Annotated in this window: 24 protein-coding genes; 16 read left to right on the top strand and 8 right to left on the bottom strand. The window is 74.1% G+C overall.

Annotated elements, in window-relative coordinates:
• Positions 1–2 precede the first annotated feature (2 nt).
• Both dnaJ and ABZ135_RS25155 read left to right on the top strand, forming a co-directional pair.
• A complete protein-coding gene (gene dnaJ / locus ABZ135_RS25160) occupies positions 3–1,178 on the top strand; it encodes a molecular chaperone DnaJ (protein WP_356698510.1) in 1,176 nt (391 codons plus the stop codon).
• Between the two features lie 4 nt (positions 1,179–1,182).
• Entirely contained in the window at positions 1,183–1,632 is a 450-nt protein-coding gene (locus ABZ135_RS25155; RefSeq protein WP_356698509.1) for a helix-turn-helix domain-containing protein, read from the top strand.
• A 79-nt stretch (positions 1,633–1,711) separates the two neighbouring features.
• Here ABZ135_RS25155 and ABZ135_RS25150 read toward each other — a convergent pair whose 3' ends face one another.
• Both ABZ135_RS25150 and ABZ135_RS25145 read right to left on the bottom strand, forming a co-directional pair.
• Positions 1,712–2,179 carry a hypothetical protein gene (locus ABZ135_RS25150; RefSeq protein ID WP_356698508.1) on the bottom strand — a complete coding sequence of 156 codons (468 nt, stop codon included), beginning with the start codon at positions 2,177–2,179 and terminating at the stop codon, positions 1,712–1,714.
• A 5-nt stretch (positions 2,180–2,184) separates the two neighbouring features.
• Positions 2,185–3,165, bottom strand: coding sequence for a helix-turn-helix transcriptional regulator (locus tag ABZ135_RS25145; protein ID WP_356698507.1), 981 nt, complete (start codon positions 3,163–3,165; stop codon positions 2,185–2,187).
• Between the two features lie 381 nt (positions 3,166–3,546).
• Here ABZ135_RS25145 and ABZ135_RS25140 point away from each other — a divergent pair, with 381 nt between their 5' ends.
• The gene (locus tag ABZ135_RS25140; protein ID WP_356698506.1) at positions 3,547–3,879 is read left to right on the top strand and encodes a (2Fe-2S)-binding protein; all 333 of its coding nucleotides are present in this window, start codon (positions 3,547–3,549) and stop codon (positions 3,877–3,879) included.
• A gap of 101 nt (positions 3,880–3,980) precedes the next feature.
• Here the strand turns inward: ABZ135_RS25140 and ABZ135_RS25135 are convergent, their stop codons facing one another.
• Positions 3,981–4,394: a pyridoxamine 5'-phosphate oxidase family protein gene (locus tag ABZ135_RS25135; protein WP_356698505.1), complete on the bottom strand. Its 414-nt coding sequence runs from the start codon at positions 4,392–4,394 to the stop codon at positions 3,981–3,983.
• Between the two features lie 130 nt (positions 4,395–4,524).
• On the opposite strand from ABZ135_RS25135, the gene clpB reads away from it, so the two are divergent.
• Positions 4,525–7,116 carry an ATP-dependent chaperone ClpB gene (gene clpB, locus ABZ135_RS25130; protein ID WP_356698504.1) on the top strand — a complete coding sequence of 864 codons (2,592 nt, stop codon included), beginning with the start codon at positions 4,525–4,527 and terminating at the stop codon, positions 7,114–7,116.
• A gap of 36 nt (positions 7,117–7,152) precedes the next feature.
• Here clpB and ABZ135_RS25125 read toward each other — a convergent pair whose 3' ends face one another.
• Complete coding sequence (locus tag ABZ135_RS25125) at positions 7,153–7,575, bottom strand: hypothetical protein (RefSeq protein ID WP_356698503.1); 423 nt, start codon at positions 7,573–7,575, stop codon at positions 7,153–7,155.
• Positions 7,576–7,680: 105 nt separating this feature from the next.
• Between ABZ135_RS25125 and ABZ135_RS25120 the strand changes: the two genes are divergently transcribed.
• Positions 7,681–8,214, top strand: coding sequence for a YbjN domain-containing protein (locus ABZ135_RS25120; RefSeq protein WP_356698502.1), 534 nt, complete (start codon positions 7,681–7,683; stop codon positions 8,212–8,214).
• 22 nt (positions 8,215–8,236) lie between these two features.
• Here ABZ135_RS25120 and ABZ135_RS25115 read toward each other — a convergent pair whose 3' ends face one another.
• The 4 genes from ABZ135_RS25115 to ectB form a co-directional block, all read right to left on the bottom strand.
• Positions 8,237–9,364 carry a glycosyltransferase family 39 protein gene (locus tag ABZ135_RS25115; protein ID WP_356698518.1) on the bottom strand — a complete coding sequence of 376 codons (1,128 nt, stop codon included), beginning with the start codon at positions 9,362–9,364 and terminating at the stop codon, positions 8,237–8,239.
• 141 nt (positions 9,365–9,505) lie between these two features.
• A complete protein-coding gene (locus ABZ135_RS25110; RefSeq protein ID WP_356698501.1) occupies positions 9,506–11,260 on the bottom strand; it encodes an NlpC/P60 family protein in 1,755 nt (584 codons plus the stop codon).
• Between the two features lie 440 nt (positions 11,261–11,700).
• Positions 11,701–12,015 carry a hypothetical protein gene (locus tag ABZ135_RS25105; RefSeq protein ID WP_356698500.1) on the bottom strand — a complete coding sequence of 105 codons (315 nt, stop codon included), beginning with the start codon at positions 12,013–12,015 and terminating at the stop codon, positions 11,701–11,703.
• Positions 12,015–13,256: a diaminobutyrate--2-oxoglutarate transaminase gene (gene ectB / locus ABZ135_RS25100; RefSeq protein WP_356698499.1), complete on the bottom strand. Its 1,242-nt coding sequence runs from the start codon at positions 13,254–13,256 to the stop codon at positions 12,015–12,017. Before ectB ends, ABZ135_RS25105 begins: the two co-directional genes overlap by 1 nt.
• A gap of 202 nt (positions 13,257–13,458) precedes the next feature.
• On the opposite strand from ectB, the gene ABZ135_RS25095 reads away from it, so the two are divergent.
• The 11 genes from ABZ135_RS25095 (at position 13,459) to ABZ135_RS25045 (ending at position 25,731) form a co-directional block, all read left to right on the top strand.
• Positions 13,459–14,850, top strand: a complete 1,392-nt coding sequence (locus tag ABZ135_RS25095; RefSeq protein ID WP_356698498.1) for an amidase — start codon at positions 13,459–13,461, stop codon at positions 14,848–14,850.
• A complete protein-coding gene (locus ABZ135_RS25090) occupies positions 14,847–16,181 on the top strand; it encodes a hypothetical protein (protein ID WP_356698497.1) in 1,335 nt (444 codons plus the stop codon). The genes ABZ135_RS25095 and ABZ135_RS25090 overlap by 4 nt, the downstream gene beginning before the upstream one ends.
• 79 nt (positions 16,182–16,260) lie before the next feature.
• Positions 16,261–17,667, top strand: coding sequence for an ATP-grasp domain-containing protein (locus ABZ135_RS25085; protein ID WP_356698496.1), 1,407 nt, complete (start codon positions 16,261–16,263; stop codon positions 17,665–17,667).
• Entirely contained in the window at positions 17,664–18,914 is a 1,251-nt protein-coding gene (locus ABZ135_RS25080; RefSeq protein WP_356698495.1) for a GNAT family N-acetyltransferase, read from the top strand. The genes ABZ135_RS25085 and ABZ135_RS25080 overlap by 4 nt, the downstream gene beginning before the upstream one ends.
• Before the next feature lie 11 nt (positions 18,915–18,925).
• On the top strand, positions 18,926–20,164 hold the full coding sequence (locus tag ABZ135_RS25075) for an AMP-binding protein (RefSeq protein ID WP_356698494.1): 1,239 nt from the start codon (positions 18,926–18,928) through the stop codon (positions 20,162–20,164).
• Positions 20,151–20,936, top strand: coding sequence for an SDR family oxidoreductase (locus tag ABZ135_RS25070; protein ID WP_356698493.1), 786 nt, complete (start codon positions 20,151–20,153; stop codon positions 20,934–20,936). Before ABZ135_RS25075 ends, ABZ135_RS25070 begins: the two co-directional genes overlap by 14 nt.
• A gap of 68 nt (positions 20,937–21,004) precedes the next feature.
• A complete protein-coding gene (locus ABZ135_RS25065) occupies positions 21,005–22,324 on the top strand; it encodes an AMP-binding protein (RefSeq protein WP_356698492.1) in 1,320 nt (439 codons plus the stop codon).
• Positions 22,325–22,326: 2 nt separating this feature from the next.
• The gene (locus ABZ135_RS25060; RefSeq protein WP_356698491.1) at positions 22,327–24,111 is read left to right on the top strand and encodes a prenyltransferase/squalene oxidase repeat-containing protein; all 1,785 of its coding nucleotides are present in this window, start codon (positions 22,327–22,329) and stop codon (positions 24,109–24,111) included.
• Positions 24,112–24,120: 9 nt separating this feature from the next.
• Positions 24,121–24,507: a hypothetical protein gene (locus tag ABZ135_RS25055; RefSeq protein WP_356698490.1), complete on the top strand. Its 387-nt coding sequence runs from the start codon at positions 24,121–24,123 to the stop codon at positions 24,505–24,507.
• Positions 24,500–24,802, top strand: coding sequence for an acyl carrier protein (locus ABZ135_RS25050; protein WP_356698489.1), 303 nt, complete (start codon positions 24,500–24,502; stop codon positions 24,800–24,802). Before ABZ135_RS25055 ends, ABZ135_RS25050 begins: the two co-directional genes overlap by 8 nt.
• A complete protein-coding gene (locus ABZ135_RS25045; protein WP_356698488.1) occupies positions 24,802–25,731 on the top strand; it encodes an acyl-CoA synthetase in 930 nt (309 codons plus the stop codon). Before ABZ135_RS25050 ends, ABZ135_RS25045 begins: the two co-directional genes overlap by 1 nt.
• Positions 25,732–25,769 lie beyond the last annotated feature (38 nt).

The following is a 25,769-nucleotide window of genomic DNA, read 5'->3' as shown; positions in this document are numbered from 1 at the left end:
CGATGAGCACGAAGGACTTCGTCGAGAAGGACTACTACAAGGTTCTCGGCGTCCCCAAGGACGCCACCGACGCGGAGATCAAGAAGGCGTACCGGAAGCTCGCCCGCGAGTACCACCCGGACGCCAACAAGAACGACGCGGGCGCCGAGGCGCGCTTCAAGGAGATCTCCGAGGCGAACGACGTCCTCGGCGACCCGAAGAAGCGCAAGGAGTACGACGAGGCCCGCGCCCTGTTCGGCAACGGAGGCTTCCGGGCCGGCGGGCCGGGCGGCGGTTCGTTCAACTTCGACCTGGGCGACCTCTTCGGTGGTGCCCAGGGCGGTCCCGGCGGGGCCGGCGGCTTCGGCGGCGGTCTCGGGGACGTCTTCGGCGGCCTGTTCAACCGGGGCGGCGGTGCGGGCACCCGCACGCAGCCGCGCCGCGGCCAGGACATCGAGTCCGAGGTGACGCTCAGCTTCACCGAGGCCATCGAGGGCGCGACCGTGCCGCTGCGGATGTCCAGCCAGCAGCCCTGCAAGGCGTGTTCGGGCACCGGCGACAAGAACGGCACGCCGCGGGTGTGCCCGACCTGTGTCGGCACCGGGCAGATCTCGCGCGGCAGCGGCGGCGGCTTCTCGCTGACCGACCCGTGCGTGGACTGCAAGGGGCGCGGCCTGATCGCCGAGACGCCCTGCGAGGTCTGCAAGGGCAGCGGGCGGGCCAAGTCCTCCCGCACCATGCAGGTCCGGATCCCGGCGGGCGTCTCCGACGGCCAGCGGATCCGGCTGCGGGGCAAGGGCGCGCCGGGCGAGCGCGGCGGCCCGAACGGCGACCTGTACGTGGTCGTGCACGTCGACACCCATCCGGTGTTCGGCCGCAAGGACGACAACCTCACCGTCACGGTGCCCGTCTCGTTCGTCGAGGCGGCGCTCGGCGGGGAGATCAAGGTGCCGACCCTGGGCGGCCCCGCGGTCACGCTGAAGCTGCCCGCGGGCACCCCCAACGGTCGTACCATGCGCGCCCGGGGCAAGGGCGCGGTCCGCAAGGACGGCACGCGCGGCGATCTACTGGTGACGGTGGAGGTCGCGGTGCCGAAGGAGCTGGACGACAAGGCCCGTGAGGCCCTGGAGACGTACCGCGAGGCCACGGCGGGCGAGGACCCCAGGGCAGAGCTGTTCCAGGCCGCGAAGGGAGCTTGAGGAGATGGACGGCCGTCGCCGCAATCCGTATGAACTGACCGACGAGACGCCGGTGTACGTCATCTCGGTGGCGGCCCAGCTCTCCGGTCTGCATCCGCAGACCCTGCGTCAGTACGACCGTCTCGGCCTGGTGTCCCCGGACCGCACGGCGGGCCGCGGGCGCCGCTATTCGGCCCGTGACATCGAGCTGCTCCGTCAGGTGCAGCAGTTGTCGCAGGACGAGGGCATCAACCTGGCCGGCATCAAGCGCATCATCGAGCTGGAGAACCAGGTCGCCGCGCTGCAGCAGCGGGTCGCGGAGCTCTCGTCGGCGGTCGAGGGCGCGGCGGCGGCGATGCGGCAGCGCGAGGCCCAGGTGCACGCCTCGTACCGGCGCGATCTGGTCCCGTACCAGGACGTGCAGCAGGCGAGTGCCCTGGTGGTGTGGCGGCCGGGTCACCAGCGCGGCGACTGACGGGCTCTCAGCAGGCTCCGGAAGGCCCCTTCCGCTCCGGCGGAGGGGGCCTTCCGCGCGTACGGGTGCGGGGCCGGCGTCACGGGATGAGCTCGGCCGCGAGGTCGGCGGCGGTCTGCCACCAGGGCTGCGCGCCGGTGCCGAACGCGGCGGCGAGGGCCGTGCCGAGGGCCTGGTCCAGCGGGGTGGCTCCGGGGGCCCAGTCGGCGTCCACGCGCCCGTCTCCGGTCGATTCCAGGGTGCCCAGCGGCCGCCCGTCGCGGGTGAGCCGGCTCTCTCCGTACGAGCAGGGCACGAGCCGGTAGCGGGTCCCGGAGACGATCGCGTCGACGCGGTAGGAGCGGCGGGAGAGGCGGCCCTTGGCGGGCCGGATCCGGGCGGGGGCGCCGTCGACGGTGAGGGTGAGCCGCGCGGGGTCGCGGGTGCCGAGGGGGACGAGCGGGTCGGGGGCGGCGCCGGGGGACCGCAGGAGCTCCACGGTGGGCAGGCCGTGACCGGAGACGCGCAGGGTGCCGGCGGGGCCGTCGAGGTCGATCTGGACGTACACGCGGGTCAGTTGTCCCGTTCGAGAATGCCGGACCGGGCGATGAGGTAGCCCAACTGGGCGCGGCTGCCACTGCCGAGGGCGGCGGCGAGTTTGGCGATGTGGGCGCGGCAGGTGCGGACGTTCATGCCGAGGCGGCGGGCGATGGCCTCGTCGACGTGGCCTTCGACGAGGAGTTTGGCGATGGAGCGCTGGACGCCGCTGATGCCGTTCTGGAGGGGTTCGTAGGCGACGGGGGCGTCGAGGGGGGTGGCCTGGAGCCAGAACTGGTCGAAGACGCCGCCGAGATACTCGACGAGTCCCTGGTGGCGCAGTTCGAGGGCGATCGTGCGGTCGCGGCTGGCGGGTACGAAGGCGACCTTGCGGTCGACGATGATGAGCCGGTCGATGATCTCTTCGAGGGTGCGGACCTCGACCTCGGGCCCTATGCGCTCCAGATAGGCCAGGGTGATGGGCTGGTGGCGGGCGGTGTGCTGGTAGAGGGTGCGCATCTTGATGCCCCTGCCGAGCAGGGGGCGGACCCGGCGCAGTGCTTCGCCGAAGGTGTGGGCGCTGCGGCCCTTCCCCGGTTGTACGGTGAGGAGTTCGGAGGTGCACTCGGCGACGGCGCGGTCCAGGTTGGCGTTGATCCGCTCCAGGCCCTCGAGGACGGTGATGGCGTGGGTCATCGAGGGGTCGCGTGCGCCGAGGGTCATGAACGGCTCGAACGCGTCGGAAAGGGTCAGGGTGAGCCGGCGGCGCTCCTGTATCTCCTTCTCGATGGGGAGGAGCAGCCGGGCGAGCGCGGCCGAAGGGGCGACCGGGCGGAGCCATTCGGCGTCGTCGGGGTCGGGACGCAGCAGGTCGAGGTCCATGAGGCAGGGGGCGGGCCCGATCTCGGAACGGGCGATCCGACCGGAGCGAAGCGCCTCGGTGTAGAGCCGAGTGCCCGCTTCGCACAGGTCTGCGTGCGTGTGAGAATGTCCTGTTTCTTCAGGTTCTATCCGCATACGTACACCCCCAGGCTTTTGCATTACAGGAACATGATGCATTGAGCGAGTGGTGGAAACGGGATGAGTGAGCCATCGTCGTGACTTGCGGGGGAGCAGGTTGTTACACACCTTCAAGTGAGGTTGCTCGGTCATGTCCAAGAAGCTCATACGCACCGTAGCCGGTGTCGCACTGATGGCTGCTGCCGCTGTGGGAGCGGTCACGGCAACCGAGGACCCGGGGTGGGGTTCGCAGACGAGGGTCGTGAACGCCGACCCGGGCTGGGGACTGTCACCGGCGCTCAACGGCGACCCGGGCTGGGGCGTGGCTCCGGCGGCGGTCGGTGACCCCGGCTGGGAGGTCGGACCCGCCTCCGACCCTGGATGGGAGTCCGAGGGGGCATGACGGTTCCCGAAGATCCTCGTTTCCGACGCGAGATGGCGAGCGCCTACCGGTCCGGGTGGCACTTCATCGATCTCGTCACCGCGGTGCCGCGCCGTGGCGAGTCGTTGATGGTCACCCTCTTCGGGGAGCCGATCGTCGTCGTCCGCGAAGACGACGAGGACATTCGCGCCTACCGGTGCCTTCGCCGCCCGCGCGGCGCCCCGCAACCCGTCCGCTGTGCCATCCGGTACGGCATGATCTTCGTCAATCTCGACCAGCGCGACCACCAACTGGTCGAACCCCACCTGGTCGAGCCCGAGACCATCACCGCCACCCCCCGCAGTGCCTGAACGATTCCCCCGTCGTTGTAGATCGTTCAGGTGCTTCCCCCACACAGCGGCGCCATCGCGGACCTGAAACGCGATGGCGCCGCTGTGCTGCTCCCGCCGGCTCAGGCCCGGCCCATCGCGCGGGTGAGCGCGATCTCGATCACCACCCGGTCCGGATTCGGCGCCGGGACCCGGTTGTAGCGGGCCGCGTAGCGGTCCACCGCGTCCGCGACGACCTCCGCCTCCGTACGGATCCGCGCCACGCCCTCCAGCGTGGCCCAGCGCCCCTTGTCCACCTGGCAGACCGCGACCCGCGCGCCGTCCGCGCCCGCCGCCAGGACGTTGGCCACCTTGCGGCTGTGCTTGTTGGTGATGACGCGGGCGATGCCGCGCTCGCCGCCCTCCGGGTCGTACGTCACGCCGACCGCCACCACGTGCGGCGTGCCGTCGGGGCGTGGTGTCGTCAGCGTGCACATGTGGTACTCGCGCCAGAAGGCGAGATACGAGTCGCTCGGCTTGCTCGGGTCGATGGCCATGCCCCGGAAACTACTCCCGGGACCACCCCCTCCGATACCTTGAGCGGAATAGACTCAACTTTGTGTACGCTGGAAGAGTCAGAGAGTCCGAAAGAGTCAGAGAGTCGAGCTTCAGGAGGAGACCCCGGTCGTGGACGCCGAACTGACCAACAGGAGCCGGGACGCGCTGAACGCGGCCAGCAGCCGCGCCGTGTCCCAGGGGCACGCCGATCTGACCCCCGCGCATCTGCTGCTCGCGCTGCTGGAGGGTCAGGAGAACGAGAACATCACGGACCTGCTCGCCGCCGTCGAGGCCGACCAGGCCGCCGTCCGGGGCGGTGCGGAGCGGCTGCTCGCCGCCCTGCCCAGCGTCACGGGGTCCACGGTCGCGCCGCCGCAGCCCAACCGCGAACTGCTCGCCGTCATCGCCGACGCCGCCGAGCGCGCCAAGAAGCTCGGTGACGAGTACCTGTCCACCGAGCACCTCCTCATCGGCATCGCCGCCAAGGGCGGCCGGGCCGGCGAGGTCCTCGACGGACAGGGCGCCACCGCCCGCCGCCTCCAGGACGCCTTCGAGCGGAGCCGGGGCACCCGCCGGGTGACCAACCCCGACCCCGAGGGCTCGTACAAGGCCCTGGAGAAGTTCGGCACCGACTTCACCGCCGCCGCCCGCGAGGGCAAGCTCGACCCGGTCATCGGCCGCGACCACGAGATCCGCCGCGTCGTGCAGGTCCTCTCCCGGCGCACGAAGAACAACCCGGTGCTCATCGGCGAGCCCGGCGTCGGCAAGACCGCCGTCGTCGAGGGCCTGGCCCAGCGGATCGTGAAGGGCGACGTCCCCGAGTCGCTGCGCGACAAGCGCCTGGTCGCGCTCGACCTCGGCGCCATGGTCGCCGGAGCCAAGTACCGCGGCGAGTTCGAGGAGCGCCTGAAGACCGTCCTGTCCGAGATCAAGGAGAGCGACGGGAAGATCATCACCTTCATCGACGAGCTGCACACCGTCGTCGGCGCGGGCGCCGGAGGCGACTCCGCCATGGACGCCGGCAACATGCTCAAGCCGATGCTGGCCCGCGGCGAGCTGCGGATGGTCGGCGCCACCACCCTCGACGAGTACCGCGAGCGGATCGAGAAGGACCCCGCCCTGGAGCGCCGCTTCCAGCAGGTCCTGGTCGCCGAGCCCAGCGTCGAGGACACCGTCGCCATCCTGCGCGGCCTCAAGGGGCGCTACGAGGCCCACCACAAGGTGCAGATCAACGACTCCGCCCTGGTGGCCGCCGCGACCCTCTCCGACCGCTACATCACCTCCCGCTTCCTGCCCGACAAGGCCATCGACCTCGTCGACGAGGCCGCCTCCCGGCTCCGCATGGAGATCGACTCCTCCCCGGTCGAGATCGACGAGCTCCAGCGCTCCGTCGACCGGCTGCGCATGGAGGAGCTCGCGCTCAAGAACGAGACCGACGAGGCCAGCAAGCAGCGCCTGGAGAAGCTGCGCCGCGACCTCGCCGACCGCGAGGAGGAGCTGCGCGGCCTGACCGCCCGCTGGGAGAAGGAGAAGCAGTCCCTCAACCGGGTCGGCGAGCTCAAGGAACAGCTCGACGAGCTGCGCGGCCGGGCCGAGCGCGCCCAGCGCGACGGCGACTTCGACACCGCCTCCAAGCTGCTGTACGGGGAGATCCCGGCCCTGGAGCGGGAGCTGGCGGCGGCCAGCGAGGCCGAGGCCCAGCAGGAGGCCGCCAAGGACACCATGGTCAAGGAGGAGGTGGGCCCCGACGACATCGCCGACGTGGTCGGCGCCTGGACCGGCATCCCCGCCGGCCGCCTCCTGGAGGGCGAGACGCAGAAGCTGCTCCGCATGGAGGAGGAGCTCGGCCGGCGGCTGATCGGCCAGAGCGAGGCCGTGCGGGCCGTCTCCGACGCCGTGCGGCGCACCCGGGCCGGGATCGCCGACCCCGACCGGCCCACCGGCTCCTTCCTCTTCCTCGGCCCGACCGGCGTCGGCAAGACCGAGCTGGCGAAGGCGCTCGCCGACTTCCTCTTCGACGACGAGCGGGCCATGGTCCGCATCGACATGTCGGAGTACGGCGAGAAGCACTCCGTGGCCCGGCTCGTCGGCGCGCCCCCCGGCTACGTCGGCTACGAGGAGGGCGGCCAGCTCACCGAGGCCGTCCGCCGCCGCCCGTACAGCGTCGTCCTCCTGGACGAGGTGGAGAAGGCCCACCCGGAGGTCTTCGACATCCTGCTCCAGGTCCTCGACGACGGCCGGCTCACCGACGGCCAGGGCCGCACGGTGGACTTCCGCAACACGATCCTGATCCTCACCTCCAACCTGGGCAGCCAGTTCCTGATGGAGCCGCTGACGAGCCCGGAGCAGAAGCGGGAGCAGGTCCTGGAGGTCGTCCGCGCCAGCTTCAAGCCGGAGTTCCTGAACCGGCTCGACGAGATCGTGGTCTTCTCCGCCCTGGCCCGGGACGAGCTGGCCCGCATCGCGCGGCTCCAGATCGACCGCCTGGCCCGCCGCCTCGCCGACCGCCGGCTCACCCTGGACGTCACCCCCGAGGCCCTGGCCTGGCTCGCGGACCGGGGCAACGACCCGGCCTACGGCGCCCGGCCGCTGCGCCGCCTGATCCAGACCTCCATCGGCGACCGCCTCGCCAAGGAGATCCTGGCGGGCGAGGTCCGCGACGGCGACACGGTCCGCGTGGACCGCGCGGACGACGGCCTGCTGGTGGGCCGGGCCGAGTAACCCGACCGGGCGCCGGGCCCCAGGCCCGGCCCCGGCTCAGGAGTCGTGGCCGACGACCCGGACGAGGGCGGTGTCCCCGCCCTCGTACCGGAGGGTGACGCCGACCTCGTGCGCCTTCCCCTCCTCGGGACCGAAGGTCGCGTGGTAGCGCAGGCCGCCCTCCGACACCTCGGCCGAGGGAAAGGTTTCGGCCAGCCAGGCCGTCGCCTCGGGGCGGGGAAGACGGAACTCGGCCTCGACGAAGGTGTCCCGCCACCGCAGCTCGGTGCAGTGCACGTCCTCGGCGCGGTCCGGGAGCGTGGCATGGGCGTAGGCCAGCGCCTCCGCGCAGTCCACGGGCCTCGGCTCGCCCGTCCCCCACAGCGAGGACGCCGCGCACGAGACCGGCAGGCCGCACGTCGTCAGAAGGACCGCCGCCAGGAGGACCCACCGTCGAGAACGCTTCCACTTGGCCCTCACGGGGCGAGATCATGTCAGCCCGCAGCGGATAGCGCCGTGGGGACTTGCCACATACCGCCTGGCATGGGGGAGGATGGCGGGCATCCGTACGAAGGGAAGAACCCGGTGAGCATCGACCCGTCCTCGATTCCGAATTTCGGGGCCCAGCCCCAGCCTCAGGCAGCAGGACCGGCGGGCCCCGTCGTCCCCGACCAGGACCTGGTCAAGCAGCTCCTCGACCAGATGGAGCTGAAGTACGTCGTCGACGACGAGGGTGACCTCGCGGCGCCGTGGGAGGAATTCCGCACGTACTTCATGTTCCGCGGCGAGGACGAGCAGCAGGTCTTCTCCGTCCGCACGTTCTACGACCGCCCGCACGCGGCGGACGACCGCGCGAAGATCCTCGACGCGATCGACGACTGGAACCGGCGCACCCTGTGGCCCAAGGTCTACACCCACCTGCACGAGGAGGAGGACGGCTCCGCCACTCTCCGGCTCATCGGTGAGGCCCAGATGCTGATCGGCACCGGCGTGGCCCTCGAGCACTTCGTGTCCTCCACCGTGAGCTGGGTCCGCGCGTCGATCGAGTTCGACAAGTGGATCGTCGAGCAGTTCGGCCTGGAGTCCCCGGAGGACAAGGAGCCCGGCTCCGCCGAGTAGTCCTCGCCGACCCCACCCCGTCTCACAGGGCCATGCGGGCGAACGCCAGCAGATAGACCCCGTAGGCGAACGAGAGCCCGGCCAGGCCCGCGATCACCACGATCGCCGCGCCCGGCCGGGCTCTCGTCATGGCCCGGGCCAGCGGCAGCAGCAGCGGGAAGGCCGGCAGCAGGAAGCGCGGCTTCGACTCGAAGAAGCCCGAGCCGCCGACCGTGATGAGCACGAGCACGCCCGTGTGGACGAGCACCGGCAGCGGCGGGCGCTCGCACAGCGCGAGCAGGGCGAAGAGCAGCACGCCGGCCGCCGTGACGAGCAGGGCCATCGCGTAGCCGAACTGGGTCGGCCCCTTCAGCATGTCCCGTACGAAGAGGAGCGCGCCCCTCCCGAAGTCGAAGCGGGAGGTCCAGCCGTCCTGCACGGCGAAGTAGCCGCCGAGGAGGTCGCCGCGGCGGGCGCCGACCCACAGCACGTACGCGAGCCAGCCCGTGGGCGCGAGCACGGCCCCCGCCCCCTCCCGCCACCCGATCCGCCCGCGCCGCCGCCACAGCTCGACGGCGACGGCGGCGAGGACGGCCGCGGCGACGGCGATCCCGTTGGGGCGGGAGAGCCCGGCGAGTGCGGCCAGGGTGCCCGCCCACAGCCAGCGGCGGGTCAGCACCGCGTACAGGGCCCAGGCGGCGAAGGCGGTCATCAGCGGCTCGGTGTATGCCATCGACAGCACGATCGCGTGCGGGAGCAGCCCCCACAGCAGCACCGTCAGGACGGCGACCGGCCGCCCGGCCAGCCGCTCCGCGACCAGATAGATCCCCCAGGCGGCGGCCCCGGCGGCGAGCCAGGACAGCAGCAGCCCGGCCGTGCCGCCCGCGACGGGCAGCACGGTGGTGACGGCCCGGATGAGCCCCGGATACAGGGGGAAGAACGCCAGGTCCGACTGGACCGCCCCGTCGGGCCAGGTCAGCGTGCGGCCGTAGCCGTGGGCGGCGATCCGGAGGTACCAGTCCGAGTCCCAGGACTTCGCGAGCAGCGCGCGCGGCGACCGCCCGGTGTGCCACGCCCACAGCGCGAGCACCAGCATCCCGGTGACCCGCGCGGCGGCGAACAGCCCGAGGGCGGGCGCCGCCCGGAGCAGCGAGGCCCGCCAGCGGGGCAGTCGCCGGGGCGGGGCGGCGGCGGACGCCGGGCGGTCGAGCGTCTCGGCGGACAGGGGGCACCTCCGTGCGCGCGGTAATCCGGATCTATCCGACAAATCGGTTTACCGGACAAGAGGCGGGGCGCGGAGGGGGCGCGCGGATCAGAAGCGGCGGATCACCCGCAGCGTGTTCGTGTACAGGTCGCCGTTGCTCGTCTCGGTCCTCGGCGCGCCGTCGAGGATCGACCGGCCGCCGAGGTCCGCGAGGGTCGGCCCGTCCGGGGTCTTGCGGCTGGAGACGAAGCGCCGCTTGCCGTGCTGGTCCCGGCCCATGTAGATGCCGATGTGGCCGCCGAGGTCCGAGTCCTCGTCGGTGTCGAAGAAGACCGTGTCGCCGATGCGCAGGCCGTCCAGCGGCGGGACCTGGCCGGGGCCGCCGTCGGCGATCTTCACACCGGGGCCGGAGGCCGCGAGGTCCTTGGACTCGCGGGGCAGGGTGCGGCCGTCGAACTGCCGGTAGCGGACCATCGGGATGCCCATGTGGTGGCCGTAGACCATCCGGACGAAGCCCGAGCAGTCCAGGTGGCCCTTGAAGTCCGGGTTGGCCGCCGCCTGCTCGCCGCTCGCGGTGAAGTCCCAGTCGAGCCCCAGGTACTGGTGGAAGTCCGCCCCGACCTTGCGCAGGCCGGTCACCGGGTCGGGCTTGCTGTAGCCGGACTGGCCGAGGAGCCGGACGCCCGGCCGGGCCGGGTCGGCGACGGCGGGCGCGAAGGGCCGGTACATGGAGGAGTACGCGAGGACGTCGGGGGAGGTGTCGCCCGCCCAGGCGCGGATCCGCTGCTCGGCCTCGGGCGTCCAGGTGCCGGCGAAGGGCTCCGGCAGGACCCGTACCCAGGTGTCGTGGGTGATCAGCGGCGGCTCGGCCCAGGTGGCCGCGTCGATCGTCACGTCGTAGATCCGGGCCTGCGGGATCACGGTGGCGCCGGTGGAGGCGAGCCCCCGGACGCCGACCGCGCCCGTACGGAAGACCTTGGCCGGGTCCTTCTCGGGGTCGTACACGCTGTGGGTCCAGGTGCCGGGCTCCTCCACGCCGGTGCCGTGCTTCCAGGCGCGGGCGCGCAGCAGGTCGCCCGTCTTCTCGACCCGGACCCACCAGTGGTCGTAGGCCGCGAAGCCGGTGCCGACCGTGACGGGCGGGCTCAGGGTGACGGGTGTGTCGGCCAGCTCCTTCTCCAGCGCGAGCTGGACCTCTCCGGCGGGGGTGACGATCAGCCGGGCCCGGTAGTGGTTGTTGACGTCCTGCGCGGCGAAGACCAGGGCGAGCGAGGCGGGGGCCCCGGCGGGCAGCCGGTCGAAGGAGAAGCGGGCGGACGCGTACACGTCGCCGATCGCCTCGTCGGGCAGCAGGGAGTAGCGGCTCTTTCCGGCGGCGAGGGTGATGACGGCCCGGCCGCTCTCCAGGAAGTAGTCCCCGGCGACGCCGTTGTGGTGCGACCAGGTGCCGCCGCCGGGCGACATGCCCCAGCCGCCGGTGGGCGGGACCCGGTCGAAGGCGTCCTGGACCGGCTTCTTCTGCTCCGTGAACCAGCGCTTCGGGCCGCGCAGCGTCACCGTCCGCGCCCCGGTGGTGAGGGTGGCCAGCACGCCCCGGTCGTCGGAGACCTCCAGACCGCCGGGGACGGTACGGGTGGTCAGGGCGCCGGCCGGGTGCGGGGCGAAGTGCCAGGCGTCGGTCGGGTCCACCATCATCGGCAGCCGGGTGCCGGGGCCGGGCGGCACCGCGCTCGTCCCGGCGGTGGCCGCCATCGCGGCGGCACTCGGCGCGGCGGCGGCCACCGGCAGCGCCCCGCCCGCCGCCGCACCGGCGAGGGCGAACAGGGCCGTGCGGCGACTGGGCCGGGACAGCGGTGCGGACATGTGGAACCCCCCATGAGCGAAGAACGCGCCCCGGCCGAGCAGCCGGGGCGAGGGGGACCCTATCGGCCCCCGCTGCCCGCCCCCGAGGGCCGGGGCGGGGGCACCGGCCGTCCGGCCCCCGGCCCCCCGGCCCCCGGCCCCCCGGCCCCCTGGCCTTCCGGCCCCCGGCCCCCGGCCCCCGGCCGTCGGCCGTGGCGGGGCGCCGTCAGTTCCGGTGAGAGGGGACACCGGCCTTCCGGCCCTCTGGCCGTCCGGCCGGGGCGGTGCGCCGTCAGCTCCGGGGGGAGGGGACTCCGGCCCAGGCCGTCGGGGCTGCGGCCGTTCCCCGTCAGCTCCGGCCCCCCGGCCCGTAGCCCGCCGGCCATCGGGCCCCGGCCATCGGCCCCCCGGCCCCCGGGCCCCCCGGCCCTCCCGCCCTCCGGCCGTGGCGGCGCCCCCCGTCAGCTCCGGCCCATCTCCAGGAGCGTCAGGGCCAGGGTGACGCCCGGGCGGCGCAGTTCCCGTTCGTAGCGCAGGACGACCGCGTTCTCCCAGGCCAGTTCCGTGGCCGGGCGGCCGGCCGCCCGGCGGGCCGCGGCGAACCGGCGCTGTTCCAGGGCGCGCCGCTTCACCAGCTCGATGATCTGCGCGTCCAGCTCCCCGAGCCGCTCGCGGCTGTCCTCGGCGCCGCCGTCGGCCGGGCCGGGACGGCCGGTCCCCGTGGCGGGGGCGAGGCCCGCGTGCTCGCCGCGCTCCGTGCGCTCCGCGGTCTCCACTAGGCCAGCTCCCGGACCGCGCGCTCCAGGGTGGCGAGCCCCGCGTCCAGGGTCGCCGGGGGGATGGTGAGCGGGGGGAGGAGTTTGAGGACCTCGTCCCGGGGGCCGGAGGTCTCGACGAGGAGACCGAGCTCGAAGGCGCGGCGGCCGACCGCGGCGGCGGTCGGGGCGTGGGCGAAGCGCAGGCCCTGGACCAGGCCGCGGCCCCGGACCGAGACCTCGGTGCGCAGGGAGGCCGCCAGGCCGGTCAGGCGCTCGTGGACCTCCTCGGCGAGGTCGCCCGTGGACTTCTCCAGCGTGCTGTCGCTCCAGTACTCCCGCAGCGCTGCCGCACCCGTCACGAACGCCAGGTTGTTCCCGCGGAAGGTGCCGTTGTGCTCGCCCGGGCGCCACACGTCGAGCTCGGGGCGGAGCAGCACCAGCGCCATCGGCAGCCCGTATCCGCTGATCGACTTGGAGAGGCAGACCACGTCGGGGACGATCCCCGCCTCCTCGAAGCTGAAGAAGGCGCCGGTGCGCCCGCAGCCCATCTGGATGTCGTCGACGACGAGCAGCAGTTCGTGCCGCCGGCACAGGTCGGACAGCTCCCGCAGCCACTCCACGCGGGCCACGTTGACGCCGCCCTCGCCCTGGACCGTCTCCACGACCACCGCGCCGGGCCGGTCGCAGCCGCCGCCCCCGTCGCTCAGCGTGCGGTCGAGCAGGGCCAGTCCGTCGACGCCCTCCGCGAAGCCGTCGTACGGCACCCGCAGGACGTGGCCGAGCGGCACGCCCGCGCCGGCCCGCTTGTCCTCGTTGCCGGTGAGGGCGAGGGAGCCCAGGCTCATGCCGTGGAAGGCGTTGGTGAACGCCACGACGTTCGGCCGGCCGGAGACCTTGCGGACGAGCTTCAGCGCCGCCTCGACGGCGTTCGTGCCCGTCGGCCCGGGGAACTGCACCTTGTAGGGCAGGCCGCGCGGGGCGAGGATCCGGCTGCGGAAGACCTCCAGGAACTCCGTCTTCGCGGCGGTGGTCATATCGAGGCCGTGCGTCACGCCGTTGCTGGTCAGATAGTCGATCAGCGGCTTCTTGAGCAGCTCGTTGTTGTGCCCGTAATTCAGGGTTCCGGCCCCGGAGAAGAAATCCGTGTATTCCTTCCCGGAAATGTCGGTGAGAACGGCTCCCTGGGCCTCTTGGAATGTGGTCGGCCAGGCCCGGCAATAGCTCCGTACTTCCGATTCGAGCTCGTCGACGATACTCATTAACCCTCCCCCTGGAGTGCGGCTATCGGCGCCAGGATCGTGGCACGGCGGCGATCGTCCAGGCAAGGCCGGTCATGCGGAGTTCATTATTGAGGGCGCCTATGGAGGTATTGGTGCCGGGTATTTGACGGCTCCCGTGGACCTGTGACTTGATGCCTCGGGCAACACGTTCGGCAGTCGGCGCGTCGGGGGGAATTCGACGGTGAACAACGCGGTACGGCAGACGCCGCCGGAACTCGTCCGGCTGCCGCTCGGGGAACGGCTGGCCGCTGTCGCGCGGGGCGACGTGGATCCCGTCGCCTGGGCGGAGCAGGCGAACGACTGGAGCTTCGCCGCCGACGAGCGCTACCGGGCGACCGCGCTGCTGTGCGCCGTCGAGCCCGACGACCCGCCGGTCCGGCTCGGCGTCAAGGACACCGTGGACGTCGCCCGGCTGCCGACCCGGCTCGGCCTGCGCCGGCACCGCAGCTACCCGGACCGCTCCGCCGCCGCGCTGGACGGGGTCACGGGCGCGGTGGTCAACGCCAAGCTGGTCACCACCGAGCTGAGCCTCGGCCTCGAACACGGCTGCGTGAACCCGTACTTCCCCCATCTCGACCCCGCCGGATCCAGCACCGGCTGCGCGGTCGCCGTCGCGGCCGGCATCAGCGACCTCGCCATGGGCACCGACTCGGTGGCCTCGGTCCGGCTGCCGGCCGCCGCCTGCGGCGTCGTCGGCCTGCGCCTGACCCACGACCCGCGCCGCCTCGGCGGTCTGTACCGGCTGTCCGACCGGCTCGACGCGCCCGGCTGGCTCACCCGCACCGTGGACGACCTCGACGTGCTCTGCCGCGCCGGCGCCCTCGGCCCGCGGCTCGCGGCCGGCGACTCCCGGCCCGCGCACGCCTGGCGGATCGGGGTGCCGGAGGAGGTCCTCGCCGACCGGATGCTGCCCGAGGTGCGGGCGGACTACGACCGGGTCCGCGCGGCGGCCGCCGCGGCCGGCGCGGAACTGGTGCCCGTACGGCTCGGCGAACTCTTCCGGCTGCGCGCCCTGGCCTACGAGCTGTGCGCCAAGGACGCGTTCGACGCGTACACGGTGTGGCGGGCCGCGGGGCACGGCGGAGCGGACGAACCCGCCCCGTCCACCCGCCGCGCCCTGGAGATGGGCGCGGCCGTCGGACCGGACCGGCACGCCGAGCTGATCGCGATCCACGAACGCCACCGCGCGCTCGCCCGGCGCCGGTTCGCCGAGGACCGGGTCGACGCCTGGCTGATGCCCGCCGGGACGCTGCTGCCCCGCAACCTCCACACCGAGGCGGCCCCCGAGACCACCATCCGCGGCAGCGGTGCCGACGACGAGGCGGCGGGGGAGGACGACGGCTACGACGGCGTCAACTACGCCACCATCGCGGCCTTCTGCGGCCTGCCGGCCCTCAACTTCCCGCTCGCGTACGACGCCGGGCACGAGGCCCCGCTCGGCATGCAGATGATCGGCCCGCCCGGCGCCGAGCCCGCCCTGATCGCGCTCGCCGCGCTCCTGACGGACGTGGCCGGCACCACCGTCCACACCCTCGACCGCCCGTCCAAGTGGGCCGGGGCGGAGGGCCGATGAGCACGCTCCCCGCGGCCGCCGGGCACCCGGCCGACCCCGGCGCCCCGCCCCCGCCGCCCGGTGGCTTCCGCGCCTTCATGGTGGCCTGGCTGCCCAGCCTCCTCGTCGTCATCGCGACCGGCGGCTGCCTGTTCTCGCTGAGCTGGTGGATCAACGGCGCGCCGGGCGGCGGAGCGTCGCTCGGCCTGGTCATCGGCGGGTCGAGCGTCGTGTCCCTCACCGTCACCACCGTGCTGTCCGGGGTGCTCGACCGGGCCGACCGGCTGCGCGCCCTGACGGTCCTGCTGCTCGTCCTCGCGCTTCCGGTCGCCGCGCTCGTGGTGCTGTTCGGCGGGACCGGACACGGCACGGCGGCGCTGATCGCGGCCGCCGTCTGCTACACGGCGATCAGCACGACGGAGACCCTCTATCTCGCGGCGACCGAGACGGTGACGGCCGATCTCGCGCCGGCGTCCTGGCCGGAGACCCGGACCGCGCTGCTCACCCAGATCCACTCGCAGGTCGACCGGGTCGTGGCGCCCGCCGCCGCCGGCGCCGTGATCGCCGCGGGCGCGCTGCGCTCCGTCCCCGTCACCGCGCTCGCCGTGCTCCTCGCGATGCTGCTCGTGCTGCGCTGGGGCAGGCGCCCGCTGGACGCGGTGACCGCCCGGCTGCGGGCCGAGGCGGACCCGGCGGCCCCGGCCGCGGGCAACCCGCTGCGCACCTGGCTGCGGGACGCCGCCTCCGCCGTCGCCCTCATCCGGGCCCACCGCGACCTGGTGTTCCTGGTTCGGCTCGGCGTCCTCGGCAATCTGATCGTCTTCCCCTTCTACGCCGTCCTGCCCGCCTTCCTCACCGCGTACGTGTCCTCGCCGCGCGAGAACGCCACCGTGTACGGGCAGGCGGCCGCGGCCTACGGCCTGGGCATGCTGGTCGGCACCGTGGTGCTGCTGCGCGCCGGGCGGCGGCTGTCGGGGCGCCGGGCGCTCGCCGTCGCGAGCGGGGCGCTGGCCGCGATCTGCGGGGTGGTGCTCGCGGTCTCGCTGACCACGTCCCCCGGCGCGGTGGTGGCCGGCCTCACCCTGACCGGGCTGCTGTTCTCCGTGCTCGTCGCCGTCGGCGGCGCGGTGTGGCTGCGGCGCACTCCCGCCGAGATCCGCGTCCGCGTGTTCAGCCTGCGCCGTCTGACGGTCTTCTCCAGCATCCCGGTCGGCACCGCGCTGCTCGGGGTGGGCGGAGCGGCCTTCGGCTACCGGGAGTTCGTCCGGGGCGTCGTCCTGGTCGTGCTGGTGGCCCTGGCCTGGTCCTGGCTGGCCGCCCGGCGCCACCTCACCGACGACGCCCCCGCGTGAGCCCCACCGCCCCTCTCCGCCGGTCTCCCCTCTCCCTCCTCCCGCTTCGCACCCTGTACGGAAAGGCACCGACAGCACCGTGAAGAAGATCCTGTTCGTCCACGCCCGGGGCGGTGTTCCGCTGGACCACGCCCTGCCCCGGCTGGCCGCCTGCGGCGAGGTGCACATGCTGGCCCTGTCCGCCCTCTCCGCCGACCGCTCCGAGCCGTGGCGCCGCTGGTGCGCCGAGGTGCGCGAGGCGGGCGACCGGCGGATCGTCGGCGAGGAGCTGGTGAACCTCATCGTGGACAGCGCCAAGGACGTGGGCGCGGACGCCGTCATCGGCTTCTCCGAGTACATCCTGCTCGCGCTGGCCCACGCCGCCGAGCGGCTCGGGCTCCCGGGCCCCGGCGCGGGCGCCGTCTACTCCCGCGACAAGCGGCTCATGCGGGAGCGCTGGGCCGAGGCCGGGGTGCCGGTGCCGGCCTTCCGCCGGGTCGCCACCGAGGCGGAGCTGGCCGAGGCGTTCGAGGCCCTCACCGCGCCGATGCTGCTCAAGCCCGCGTGGGGGGCCGGCTCCATCGGCCAGGCGGTGCTCCGCACCCGGGAGGACGTGCCCGGCGCCTGGTCGTCGGTGACCGGCGCGCTGCGCGGCCTCGCCGACCGCGGCTTCGGGGAGTCGTACGAGACGGACGCGCCCGGCCATCTCCTCGTCGAGGAGATCATCGACGCCACCACCGAGGGCTGGTACGAGGAGGAGGGCTACGGCGACTACCTGAGCGTCGAGGGCGTCGTGGCGCGCGGGGTGTACCACCCGGTGGCGATCACCGGCCGCATCCCCACCATCGCCCCGTTCACCGAGCTCAGCAGCCACGCGCCCTGTGTGCTCTCCGAGCCGCTCCAGCGGCGCGTGGAGGAGGTCGCCCGGGCGGCCGTCGACGCCCTCGGTCTCGACACCTGCGGCACGCACACCGAGATCAAGCTGTGCCGCGACGGCGGACTGATGATCGTCGAGTCGGCCGCCCGCTTCGGCGGCTCCGCCATCACCGCCGTCGTCGAGGAGGTCTTCGGCGCCGACCTGGTCACCATGCTCACCCGCGAGCTCCTCGGCGAGCCGGCCGGTCTGCCCGAGCGGATGCTCGTCGGGGGCGGCCGGGGCGCCGCCGCCGAGATGTCCCTCATCGGCACCGACTCCGCCGGCACCCCGTGGTCCACCACCCCGGTCTGGGACGCGCGGACCGCGGACCTGGACCTGCTGGTGTCGCCGGGCAGCCACGTCGAGCCGGTCACCAGCCTGACCGTGCCGGACGGCACCCCCATCCCCGCGTACGACGCGCCCCGCGGCATCACCAACTGCGCCGGCATGCTCTTCCTCACCTCGCCCGACCCCCGGACGCTGCTGCGGGACACCTACGCCGTGCTCGACGGCATGGAGGCCCGGCTCAACGCGGCGGCGGGCGCGGGCAAGCAGGGCGGGACCGCCGAGCCCGGGGAGTCCCCGGCATGACCGCGGCGACGACGGCGACGACCGGGCCGGGGCCGCACGGGACCGTCGAGGTCACCGAGGTCCGCTCGGTGACCGAGGTGGACGCCGCCGAGTGGGAGCGGCTCGCGGCCGACGCCTCCCTGTACTCCAGCCACCGCTGGCTCGCCTACCTGGAGCAGTACCGCGACTGCGAGCCGCGCTACCTCCTCGCCCGGCACGCCGGCCGCACGGTCGGCGCGCTCCCGCTGTACGAGTTCCCCGGCGACGTACCGAAGTTCTACGACCCCGCGCATCTGCTGCCCGTCCCGCAGACCACCGGGGCGACCGCCCGCCCGTACGTCCTCGGCGGCACCCGGGCCGGCTACACCACCGAGGTCCTGCTCGCCCCCGGGCTCGACGAGGACGTGGCCCGGGCCGCCGCCCGGGCCCTACTCGGCCGGGTGCGGCAACTGCGCCGGGACGGCGGCCTCGCCGCCCTGCTCTATCTGACCGACGAGACCGCGGCCCTGCTGCTGCCCGAACTCGGCTCCGAGGACCGGCTGACGCTGGTCGACTCCCGCGCCCGCATCGACGTGGACGCGGACGGCCTCGACGGGCTGCGGGCCCGGGTGGGCCGCAAGACGCGGGCCCGCATCCGCAACGAGATGCGCAACTTCGAGGAGGCCGGCTGCGTCCGCGAGGTGCTGCCGCTGTCCGCCTGCCACCAGGAGCTCGGGCCGCTGGCCGCCCAGGTCCTGCTGCGCTACGGCTACCCGACGAGCGCCGAGGAGGAGGCCGCCCGGTTCGCCTCGCAGGCGGAGCGGCTCGACGACCTCACCCAGGTCGTCCTCGCCCGCCGGGACGGCCGGGTGGTGGGCTTCACGCTCTTCTTCGTCCGGAACGGCACGATGTACGGCCGGGTCCACGGGCTCGACGACACGCTGGCCCGCCGTGCCTCCCTCTACTTCAACCTGACCTACTACCACGCGATCGAGTACGCGGCCGGGCACGGCGTCACCACCCTCGACCTCGGCTGCGACTCGCACGAGACGAAGGTGCTGCGCGGCGCGGAACTCCAGCCGCTGTGGGGCCTGTTCCTCGACCTCCCGCTGGACGCCGCCGGCCGCGCCGAGCTGCGCGCCCGGCACGAGGAACGGCTCGGCACCTTCGCCGCCTGGGACCCGCGGATCCGGACCGCCGTCGCGGACCGGGTCGCCGAGCGTCTCGCCGACCACCCCGCCGACATCCTCGCCGGCGGTCCCGCCGACCGCCTCGCCGACCACGCCTGAGGAGCCTCTTCATGGACAACCCCCTCGACACCCTCCCCGGGGAGCGGGTGCGCGCCCTGGTGGACCGGTACGCCACCGGGCCGCTCGCCGACGCCTACCGCCACCTGGACGGCGTGGCCGAGCCCGCCCTCGCGGACGTCCCCGTCCTCACCAAGGACGACTTCCGCGCCGCGCTCCCCGGCACCATGGAACGGGCCCGCGAGGCCCGCTTCGGCTCGCTCGTCTACGCCAGCGGCGGCACCACCGCGAGCCCCAAGCTCAGCCTGATCCCGAGCCACATGTTCGTCCCCGACGTCGCCGCCCACTGGAACCCGCTCACCGGCGACGACGTCCTGCTCAACTACGACACCCCGGGCCTGCTGTCCTCGGCGCACAACTTCTTCAACGGGCTCGCCGACCTCGCCGGCGCCGTGAGCGTCCCGCTCGGCGCGGTGGACGACGAGCGCGTCCCGCGCTGGCTGGACACCGTCGAGTCGCTCGGCGTCACCGCCTTCAACGGCACCCAGAGCCAGATCGCCCAGCTCGTCCGGCTGTGCGTGGAGGCGGGCCGCAAGCCGCCGGCCTTCCGCAAGATCCTGTGGAACGGCGAGGCGTTCAGCGCCTCGGCCGCTGCCCTGGTCCGCGAGCAACTGCCCGACGCCGGCCTGTACGGCGTCTACGGCTCCACCGAGACCTGGGTGATCGGCCACAACGGCCCCGGCTGCGACCTGGACACCTTCCACCTGCTGCCGTACCAGCACATCGAGCTCGACGAGGGCATGATCCTCGTGACGAACACCCACCCCGACTGCCTCAACCCGGTGCTGCGCTACCGCATCGGCGACCGCGGAAGCCGGGTGGACTGCCCGTGCGGCCGCGGCCCGGCGCTGAAGGTGCACGGCCGGGACGACCCGCAGCTCAAGTTCCTCAGCATCCTCGTCACCCCGCAGGAGGTCGCCGAGGCGGCCCGCGCCGTCCCCGCGGTGACCGGCGTCCAGGTCGTCATGGTCGACCACGGCGCGGCCGAGGAGCGCATGGAGCTGTACGTCACGCTCGCGCCCGGCACCGACACGGACGGGGCGGTGGCGGAAGTCCGGCACCGCGTCCTCACCGACGTGTACAGGTTGGGGTTCGAGGTGGCGGCCGTCCCCCACGCCTTCGAGGTGCGTGCGGTGGAGCGGCTGTGGGTGAACCCGCGCTCGAACAAGACGCCGCTGCTGCGCCACCGCGGCGGCACCGACCCGGAGGAGAAGTGGAATGGCAACGGCTGAGCGCAGGGTCGTGGTCGTCAGCGGCGGCGGTACGGGCATCGGCAGGGCCGTCTGCGCGGCCTTCGCCGCCGAGGGCGCCGAGGTCGTCGCCCTCGGGCGCCGCGCCGAACCGCTGGAGCGCACCGCGAAGGAGCTCACCGAGGAGCACGCGGCGGCGGGCGGCTCGGTCCGCGCCCTGACCGCCGACCTGACCGAGCCGGCCGAGGCGGAGCGGGTCCGCGAGCAACTGGGCGCCGCCCACGGGCGGGTGGACGTGGTCGTCAACGGGGCCGGCGGCAACGTGCTGTTCGGCGCGCCGGAGGGCGCCACCGACGGCCTCGCGGGCGCGGCCTGGCACTGGACCGGCAATTTCCGGTCGAACGTGCTGACCGCCGTCCTGCTGACGGAGGCCCTGCGGGACCTGCTTGCCGCCCCCGGCGGCCGGGTGGTGCTGCTCAGCTCGATCGCCGCCTACCGGGGCTCGGGTTCCGGCTCGTACGCGGGCGCCAAGGCGGCGCTCCACCCGTACATGTACGACCTCGCCGCCGACCTCGGTCCGCGCGGCATCACCGTCAACACCGTCGCCCCCGGCTACATCGCGGACACCGAGTTCTTCGGGCCCGGCGGGGTGGCCGAGGCGCGCCGCCGGATGCTCGTCGAGCAGGCGATGAACAAGCGCGCCGGGGCGCCCGCCGACGTGGCGGAGACCGTCCGCTGGCTGGCCTCGCCGGCCGCGGGCCATGTGACGGGACAGATCGTCCAGGTCAACGGCGGTGCCGAGAAGGGCCGTTGACGCAAAGGCTCGACGACGCCGGTCCGGGACCGGCAGGGGGAGTGGAAGCGTTGATATTCGCCGATTCCGTGGCCGTGAAGGCCTTCGAGGAAGGGCACGAGGAGCGGCTGCGGGTCACCGAGGCCGGATTCGGGCGGGAGCTCGTCGCCGAACGGCAGCGGGTGAAGCTCGACCGGCTGTGGGACCGGCTCGCCGACGTGCCCTACTACCGGGGCGTCGACGCGGTGGCCGAACGGGCCTTCGCCGACGCGCCGTTGACGCCGAAGGCGGCGCTCAAGGCGGAACCGGACCGGTTCCTGCGCCAGGGCGCCGGGCCGTACCACAAGTACTACGAGACCTCCGGGACGACGTCGGCGCCGACGCCGACCCCGCGGCTGGTCGAGGACACGGTGCTCAACACCGTGTCGGTGGCGTCCCTGTGGTCGCGCACCCTGCGCCCGGGCGACCGGGTCGCCTCGCTGCTGCCCTCGGACGTGGCGCCCGTGTGCGACCTCGTGGCCGGCGTGTCCGAGTACCTGGGCTGCACGATGCTGCGGTGCTACCCGTTCAGCCAGGGCATGTGCGACTGGGACCGGCTCGACGTCCTCTTCACCCGTTACCGGCCGGAGCACGTCTTCGCGGCGCCCGGCGTGCTGCTGCAGTGGACCCGGGTGCTCAAGAGCCGCGGCCGTCTCGCCGAGGTCGCCGCGAGCGTCCGCAGCCTGATGCTGCTCGGCGAGGTCAGCACCCCGCCGCTGCGGGCCCGGCTCGCCGAGCAGTGGGGCGCCCGGGTCCTCGACGCCTCCTACGGCAGCACCGAGACCGGCACCATCGCGGCGGCCTGCGAGCACGACCGGCTGCACGTCCTGGAGCACAGCCACGTCGCCGAGGTCGTCGAGCGGCCCGGCGGCGAGGCCGTGCCGGCCGTGCCCGGGGCACACGGCGAACTCGTCGTCACCCCGCTCAACAACCACGCCCGGCCGCTGCTTCGGTACGGCACCGGTGACCTGGTCACCGTCGGGGACGGCGCCGACTGCGCCTGCGGCGTCGCCCTGCCCGTCCTCACGGTGCACGGCCGCGACACCGACGGGGTGGCCCTCGGCGGCACCCGCCTGACCGCGGAGGCCGTCGAGCGGATCGTCTACACGACCCCCGGCGTGACCGGCTACCTGATGCAGCTCAAGAACTCCGACCCGGACGCCGGACGCCTCCTGCTGGAACGCGACGTCGACTTCGACACGGCCGTCGACGCCGACCCCGACGCGATCTGCCGGGCGGTCGGCGAGCGGTTCGCCGCCGAGGGCGTGCACTGGAAGGCGGTCGCCCTGGTCGGGCAACTGCCGCAGACCACCAAGGCCGGCGGCAGCCAGAAGAACTGGAAGCGGACCAACGTGCAGTGGGTGGACTGACGATGACCGACACCCTCACCGAGACCGCGCTCGCCCGCACGGTGTGGACCGAGGACGGCGGCGCCCGGCAGGGCGGCGCCGACCTGTGGTGCACCTACGCGGCGGTGCGCACCGCGACCTGGCTCGGCGAGACCCTGCCCGGCCGGGACGCCACCGTGGCCACCCTCCTCGCCCGGCAGAACCCCGACGGCGGCTTCGCCTGGCAGAAGGGACTGCCCTCGGACATCTGGGCCACCTACTACTGCACCCAGGCCCTGAACGACCTGGGCGCCGAGGTGCCCGAACGGGACGCGCTCGCCGCGTGGCTGGGCGGCGTGCAGGACGCCGACGGCGGCTTCTCCATGACGCCCGGCCAGCGCGCCGACATCTGGGCCACCTACTACGCGACCCGCACCTACGCCGAGATCCTCCGCCGGCCCGTGCCGCGCCCCGGGGCGCTGCGCGCCTGGCTGGCCGGCACCCAGCGCGCCGACGGCGGACTCGGCTGGAACCCGGGTGCGGCCGAGTCCGACGTCCGGGCCTGCTACTACGGGGCGATGGCGCACCGGGCCGCCTTCGGCGCCGACGAACCGGTGCCCTGGGACCTGCCGGCCCTGACCACCTGGCTCCGTGCCCGCCAGACCGCCGACGGCGGCTTCGTCTTCGACACGTCCGAGGACGCGGCGACCTGCATGTGGGCCACCTTCCGGGCCGTCCGCGCGCTCGTGGCGCTCGGCGCCCGGCCCGCGCGGGAGGAGGACTGCGTCGCCTGGATCCACGCCCGCCGGCTGCCCGACGGCGGCTTCGAACGCTGGGAGGGCTACGCCCACGGGGACGTCTGGGCCTGCTTCAGCGCCGTCGGCGCCCTGACCGCCCTGGACCGGGCCGTCCCCGCACCGGCCGGCGTCCGCGCGGCCCTGGAGTCCTGCGGCCTGCCCGAGGGCGGCTTCACCTATCGCGAGACCCCGGCCGCGGGCGACAGCCTGGCCACGGCGGCGGCGCTGATCCTGTCGACCCTGGCGGGGGCCGGGGGCGCCGCACCGGACGGGGACGCCCGGGCGGACCGGCTCGCCGCCTGGCTGCACCGCGCGCACCTCCCCCACGAGGGCGGGGTGATGTACATGCCGGGCCGGGGCGCCGAGGTGCGCTGCACCCTGTGGGCGGTGAGCGCGCTGAAGGCCGCGGGACGGCGGCCGCTCGACGCGGACCGGCTGGTCGCGTGGCTGCGGCTGCTGCAGAATTCCGACGGCGGCTTCGGCTTCTGGCACGGCCGCGGCTCGGACATGGTCGCCACCGTCTCGGCCCTGGAGATCCTCGCCACCGTCGGCCGCCCGCTGGAGGGGCTGGACGCCGCCGCGCTGCGCCGGTTCCTCGACGCCTGCCGGGACGCCGACGGCTACCGCTTCGCGCCGGGCGGCTCGGTCACCTGCGCGGCCACCGCGCAGGCGGTGCGCGCGCTGCACCTGCTCGGCGACCGGGACGGAGCCCGCGCCGAGGCGAAGCTGCTGGAACCGTTCCGCTCCCCGCTCGGGGGTTTCTCCGCCGTACCCCGGCACCTGCCCGACCTGGCCTCGACCTACCAGGCCCGGCTGACCGCGCGGACCCTCGCCGGCGCGGCAAGCACGGCAGGCGCGACCGGCACCGACGGGGAGGGGGACGGGCTCGACCGGTTCCTCGCCAAGATCCGCCGTCCCGGCGAGGGCCACGCCTGGTCGCCGCTGGGCCGCGGCTCCGGCGGCCCGCTCGCCGACGCGCTGGGCGCCCTCCTGGAAGTCCCCGGTCCGTCGCTGCCCGCGCTCAACCTCTGAGGAGCCCCCGTGCCGACCCTCACCGTGCGCACCACGGTCACCGACCCGGCGGCGCGCCGCCGGTTCGCCAAGCACATCAGCATGTGGATGCGCGGCCGGGGCGTGGACATCACCCACGTCCTGACCGAGTTCCGCACCCTGGACGCCGACTCCGTCTTCAGCGGCCCCTTCCCGCTCGCCTCCGCCGGGGCGGCGGGCGGGCCCGAGCCGCGCCATGTCGCCCTGGTCCGCTGTGTCGTGGACCGGGACCGGCCCCGCGCGTTCCTGGACGAGGCGGCGGCCGAGATCGCCCGCGGCCTCGCCCCGGAGGTGCCCGGGGACCGCGTCTTCGTCCAGTTCGAACCCATCGACCCGCTCCTGCACTACGCAGGCCACAAGGAGACCGCCGATGTCTGACACCGCCGCCACCCCGTCCGACGCGGAGATCGCGGACCGCGTCCGGTCCGCCGTCCGCTCCGTCGTCGGCTCCGAACTCGCCCCGGCGGACGACGCCCTGGAGCTCGCCCCCCGCTTCGACGCGTACGACAGCCTGGGCGTGCTCGACTGCGTCGGCGCCGTGGAGCGCGAGTTCGGGATAGCGGTCGACCTGGTCGACGACGACCTGCGGACGACGTTCGTGAGCGTCGCCGCGATCAGCGCCCTGGTCCGCCGCAAGCTCGACGACCAGGCCGTTCTCGGCGCGGCGTTCTGATGCAGGCTCCGGCGGCCGGGTTCACCCCCTACCGCACCTCCGGCACCACCGGCGGTCCGGTGACCTGGTGGCGCGGCCGGGACCAGCTCGACGCGGAAGCGGAGCTGCTGGCCGGGCTGTTCGCGGACGCCCGGCCGGACCTCGTCGTCACGCACGCCCCGCCGGAGCACCTCTTCGGGCACCTCATGGGCGTGCTCGTGCCGCGGCTGCTCGGCGTGCCCGCGACCCGGCTGCACCTCCTCGACGGGCTGCCCGCCGACTGCGCCCGGCCGCTGATCGCCGCCGTGCCGGCGACCTGGTGGGCGCTCGGGCACGCGGCCCGCGCGCTCGGGCGGTACGAGCGGGTCGAGGTCGTGCACAGCACGGCGCCGCTGCCGGAGCGGGCCGCGGCCGTGTGCGCGGCCCACGAGCGGCTGCGCCTCACCGAACTGCACGGTTCCACCGAGACCGGTCTGGTGGGCGTCCGCCGGGGCGGCGCGGGCGCGTGGGAGCTGGCCCGGGACGTCACCCCCGTCGGGCCGTGGCTGCCGGGCACGGAACGCAGGCTGTCGGTGTCGGGCCCCCGGCTCGCCCGTACGGCCCCGGACGCCGCCCTGCCGGACGCGTTCGTCCTGGACGACCTGGTGGTCCCGGCCGGCCCCCGCTCGTACCGCCTCGTCGGCCGCCGGGCCCGCCTGGTCAAGGTCAACGGCCGCCGGGTCAACGCCGACGGCGTCCTCAACCGCCTGCGGGCCGCGGTCCCCGGCTGCCGCCTGTCCTGGACACCGGTCTCCGACCCGGTCCGCGGCGAGTGGTACGAGATCCTGGCCGAGGACCCCGCCACCGTCCCCCGCGTCGCCCACGCGGTCTCCACCCTCCTCCCCCCGGCCGAACGCCCCCGCCGCGTCCGCCCGGCCCTCATGGGGGACGCGGAGCCGCCCTCCCGGTGAGACGCCCGTGAACCCGTCGCCCTCGCGGGCCCTGCCCG

Origin of the sequence: Streptomyces sp. NPDC006339 (genome assembly GCF_040612775.1) — a bacterium.
Classification (GTDB): domain Bacteria; phylum Actinomycetota; class Actinomycetes; order Streptomycetales; family Streptomycetaceae; genus Streptomyces.
Note: the sequence above shows the minus strand (reverse complement) of the source record. Positions and strands in the feature narration are given on the sequence as shown.

What these genes read in the sequence shown, in the direction of transcription:
- dnaJ (WP_356698510.1), top strand. Translation starts at nt 3, where the DNA reads ATGAGCACGAAGGACTTCGTCGAGAAGGACTACTACAAGGTTCTCGGC.
- ABZ135_RS25155 (WP_356698509.1), top strand. Translation starts at nt 1,183, where the DNA reads ATGGACGGCCGTCGCCGCAATCCGTATGAACTGACCGACGAGACGCCG.
- ABZ135_RS25145 (WP_356698507.1), bottom strand. Translation starts at nt 3,165, where the DNA reads ATGCGGATAGAACCTGAAGAAACAGGACATTCTCACACGCACGCAGAC.
- ABZ135_RS25140 (WP_356698506.1), top strand. Translation starts at nt 3,547, where the DNA reads ATGACGGTTCCCGAAGATCCTCGTTTCCGACGCGAGATGGCGAGCGCC.
- ABZ135_RS25135 (WP_356698505.1), bottom strand. Translation starts at nt 4,394, where the DNA reads ATGGCCATCGACCCGAGCAAGCCGAGCGACTCGTATCTCGCCTTCTGG.
- ABZ135_RS25110 (WP_356698501.1), bottom strand. Translation starts at nt 11,260, where the DNA reads ATGTCCGCACCGCTGTCCCGGCCCAGTCGCCGCACGGCCCTGTTCGCC.
- ectB (WP_356698499.1), bottom strand. Translation starts at nt 13,256, where the DNA reads ATGAGTATCGTCGACGAGCTCGAATCGGAAGTACGGAGCTATTGCCGG.
- ABZ135_RS25090 (WP_356698497.1), top strand. Translation starts at nt 14,847, where the DNA reads ATGAGCACGCTCCCCGCGGCCGCCGGGCACCCGGCCGACCCCGGCGCC.
- ABZ135_RS25080 (WP_356698495.1), top strand. Translation starts at nt 17,664, where the DNA reads ATGACCGCGGCGACGACGGCGACGACCGGGCCGGGGCCGCACGGGACC.
- ABZ135_RS25075 (WP_356698494.1), top strand. Translation starts at nt 18,926, where the DNA reads ATGGACAACCCCCTCGACACCCTCCCCGGGGAGCGGGTGCGCGCCCTG.
- ABZ135_RS25070 (WP_356698493.1), top strand. Translation starts at nt 20,151, where the DNA reads ATGGCAACGGCTGAGCGCAGGGTCGTGGTCGTCAGCGGCGGCGGTACG.
- ABZ135_RS25060 (WP_356698491.1), top strand. Translation starts at nt 22,327, where the DNA reads ATGACCGACACCCTCACCGAGACCGCGCTCGCCCGCACGGTGTGGACC.
- ABZ135_RS25050 (WP_356698489.1), top strand. Translation starts at nt 24,500, where the DNA reads ATGTCTGACACCGCCGCCACCCCGTCCGACGCGGAGATCGCGGACCGC.
- ABZ135_RS25045 (WP_356698488.1), top strand. Translation starts at nt 24,802, where the DNA reads ATGCAGGCTCCGGCGGCCGGGTTCACCCCCTACCGCACCTCCGGCACC.